The 1,089-nt window shown below is 67.9% G+C and carries 1 protein-coding gene; it reads right to left on the bottom strand.

Annotated elements, in window-relative coordinates; translation table 11 throughout:
- Positions 1–1,027: hypothetical protein (locus BJF87_RS24620; protein ID WP_075864075.1), on the bottom strand; the 1,027-nt coding region annotated here is incomplete at its 3' end.
- Positions 1,028–1,089: the final 62 nt, after the last annotated feature.

Below are 1,089 nucleotides of genomic sequence, written 5' to 3'. Positions count from 1 at the left end.
GGCCAGTGCGCTTTTCGGTGATGGCAAGGCAGTAGCGCATATTGGGGTCGAGCACGTCGATGTAGCTCTGCAACGTGATGGCGGTGCCGACCTTGGCGTTCGACGACACCACCGCGCGAGCAGCGTTGCCGCTGCGCCACTTGTAGTAGCCGTAGTTGAACGCTTTGATCGCGTTCGGCCCACTCGTCTGGTTCCCCGGGTCACGGCCGGTAGTGAGCGCGCCAGTTGTGCGAGAGGGACATTCGACTTCATCAGAGGTCGGGTCGGCGGTGGCGACGGGTGGAGCTAGCGCGGTGGCCGGGTCGAGAGGTGTGGTGTCGCCGCCGGCAGCGCCGATGAGCCGCCCGGCGCCGACCCCGATACCGACCAGGGCGACCAGGGTGATCAGACCAATCACCATCAGCGGCGTGCGGTGGCGCCGCCAGACGGTACGAAGACGACCACTAGCTGGTGGTGGCACGTGGGGCCCTCGACTGCGACGTTCGGCGGTCGGTGTCGAGCGGGGTCGCGCGTTCGGGCTGACGTGACCGGGGGTGACCCCGCGCCAGGGACTGTCCTGCTCGACTGCCTCAACAGTGCCGGGCTGGCTCGCGGCCTCATCAGCGGCAGGCTGGGCCAGCTGCTCATCGACAACAGGGGGCACGTCCGGCGCAGCGGCAGGTGCGATGATCTGGCCGCCGGTGTGCCCGCCATCGTCAGCGATTGGGTGCTCGTGCATCTCGACCGGCGGGGGAGCGCTGGGCTCCACCGGAGCGGCCTCGGGATGCCCGGGTTCTGGGGCGGCGTGGGCGGGGTGCCATGTGCCGTCGGGCGTCATCTCGATGACATCGCCGCGCCCGGTTGCAGGATTGCGTAACTCGAGCAGGACCGGCTGATCGTCGCTCGCCGCGAGGTGGTGGGCGTAGTCGAGGATCTGTTCCTGGAGCTCGGCGCCGCTGATAGCGCTGAACTCGATGCCGTCAGTGGTGGCGGTGGTGGCCGAGGTGATTGTGACCACCACTGCGTTGTCGACAGTGGATGCACTCATCGGAGAAACCTCAGATCAAGGTCGAGGGGTCAGTCGGGCGGGGCCGATCAGATGGCCGACAG

This window comes from Gordonia sp. CNJ-863 (assembly GCF_001942325.1).
Taxonomy (GTDB): Bacteria; Actinomycetota; Actinomycetes; order Mycobacteriales; family Mycobacteriaceae; genus Gordonia; species Gordonia alkanivorans.
The sequence above is the reverse complement of the archived record's forward strand: the minus strand, read 5'-3'. Positions and strand labels throughout refer to the sequence as shown.